Source organism: Microvirga sp. P4_G7 (genome assembly GCF_056401005.1).
Genome location: NZ_JBFUKD010000699.1, coordinates 1 through 1,856, shown reverse-complemented (window position 1 = coordinate 1,856; position 1,856 = coordinate 1). Strand labels below are relative to the sequence as shown.

General features: G+C 62.3%; 2 protein-coding genes and 1 pseudogene. 2 read left to right on the top strand and 1 reads right to left on the bottom strand.

From position 1 onward, the window contains the following. Both AC1DT3_RS19710 and AC1DT3_RS19705 read left to right on the top strand, forming a co-directional pair. Positions 1–247 (top strand): annotated as a pseudogene (locus AC1DT3_RS19710) (short-chain dehydrogenase); the annotation flags it as partial. Continuing rightward, complete coding sequence (locus AC1DT3_RS19705) at positions 244–1,041, top strand: cyclase family protein (RefSeq protein WP_477466908.1); 798 nt, start codon at positions 244–246, stop codon at positions 1,039–1,041. The pseudogene AC1DT3_RS19710 and the gene AC1DT3_RS19705, both read left to right, overlap by 4 nt. 51 nt (positions 1,042–1,092) lie before the next feature. On the opposite strand, the gene AC1DT3_RS19700 is transcribed toward AC1DT3_RS19705, so the two are convergent. After that, positions 1,093–1,856 (bottom strand): aminotransferase class I/II-fold pyridoxal phosphate-dependent enzyme (locus AC1DT3_RS19700; RefSeq protein ID WP_477466907.1); only part of this gene is annotated, 764 nt, incomplete at its 5' end.

Genomic DNA, 1,856 nt, shown 5'->3' with positions numbered 1-1,856 from the left:
GTCCTTGCGTGCGGACATGACCAAGGCCGGCATTCGCGTCATCAACGCTTTTCCCGGGCCCGTCGACGAGGAGTGGAACCAGCAGCTGCTACCTCCCAAGATCACACCAGCAGCACTCGCAAGTGCGATCGTCGCCGCTCTCAAGGAGGGTGTCGAGGACATCTATCCCGGCGATGTCGCGCAAGACATTCTGGCGCGCTGGCGCCAAAGCGCAAAGGTCCTCGAGCGGGAGCTCGCCGATCAATGAATCAAGAGCCAACGGGCCAATCGATCCTCGTGCGCCTCGTCACAGCGCTGCAGAGCGACCAAGTCCGCATCATAGACCTGACACAGACGTTGTCGAACAATACGCCGACCATTGCGCTGCCGCCCGAGTTCGATCAATCGGCGGCCTTCCGGCTCGAGGAAATATCGCACTACGATTCAAATGGCCCCGCGTGGTACTGGAACAACTTTTCCTGCGGCGAGCATACGGGAACGCATTTCGACGCACCGGTTCACTGGTTCACCGGCCGCGATTTGCCACAGGCTGCGACCGACAGCATCAGCGCACACCGGTTTGTTGCACCGGCCTGTGTTGTCGATTGTTCTGCGGAGGCCGCGGCCGATCCTGATTTTCTGCTGACCGAGGCGCACTTGCGCGACTGGGAAGGCCGGCACGGTCGCATCCCGGCCGGCACATGGGTGTTGATGCGGACCGACTGGTCGAAGCGCGCGGACCCCACGGCCTACCAGAACTTCGACGAAACGGGCCAGCACACGCCCGGCCCGGACGTCTCGGCAGTTCGGTTTCTGGTTGAACGCGACGTTGTCGGATTCGGCTCCGAAACCATCGGCACGGATGCCGGTCAGGCTGCAAATTTGAGGCCGCCCTATCCGTGCCATTCGCTTATGCACGGATCCGGCCGCTTCGGCCTTCAATGCCTGACCAACCTTGATCGGCTTCCCGCCACCGGCGCGGTGCTCATCACCCCACCTTTGAAGATCCTGCGCGGCAGCGGCAGTCCACTCCGCGTGCTCGCCATGATCTCGCCTGCGTGAGCGCTCCGGTCACGCGAGCCCATTTGGCCCCGCGCGACCAGGCGAAATGCACTATTTCGCGAGGCTATCGACCATCCGCTCCAGCGCTGTCTTGAGCTGCGCCGGATCGCGGCAGATGCACATGCGCAAGAATCCGCGCGAGGCCTTGCCAAACATGTAGCCAGGCGCCAATCCCACGCGGGCTGTGTCGAGAATCTTGCGGCATGCGACCTTTGAATCCGACTCGCTCTTCAGCGAGAAGAAGACGTACATCCCACCCTTCGGTTTGTTGGGAAGGACGATGTCGTCGACTTTCGACAGCATGTCGTAGGCGAGATCGATGCCGTTCTTGCAGCGATCGCGCATCTGGGTGGCGAGATCGTCGCCATCCTTGATGGCCGCAAGCGCACCGGCCTGCACGAAGCCTGCGGTTCCGCTGTTCATGTATTGCGTCATCGCCGCGACTTCCGGTGCGATCGAGGACGGATGCGTGATCCAACCGACGCGCCATCCCGTCATCGCCCAGGCTTTCGAGAAGCTGTTGATGGTCAGGACCAGATCTTCCGGGTCAGCGATCTGCAGGATCGAAGGTGCGGACTTCTCGCTGAAGTAGAGGCGATTATAGACCTCATCGGAGATGATCCAGATCCCCTTTTCGCGACCGAAGGCGAGGAGGGCTTCGAAATCCTCACGGCTCGCCACCCATCCCGTCGGGTTGGCCGGCGTCGAGAATACGATGGCCCGCGTGCGCGCATCGCAAGCCGCCTTGATCCCCTCCATGTCCAGCGTCCACTCGCCGTCGACGAGACGCAGCGGCACCGGACGGGGTTCGCCTC

Coding starts and splice junctions, on each gene's coding strand:
- AC1DT3_RS19705 (WP_477466908.1), top strand. CDS start 244: ATGAATCAAGAGCCAACGGGCCAATCGATCCTCGTGCGCCTCGTCACA.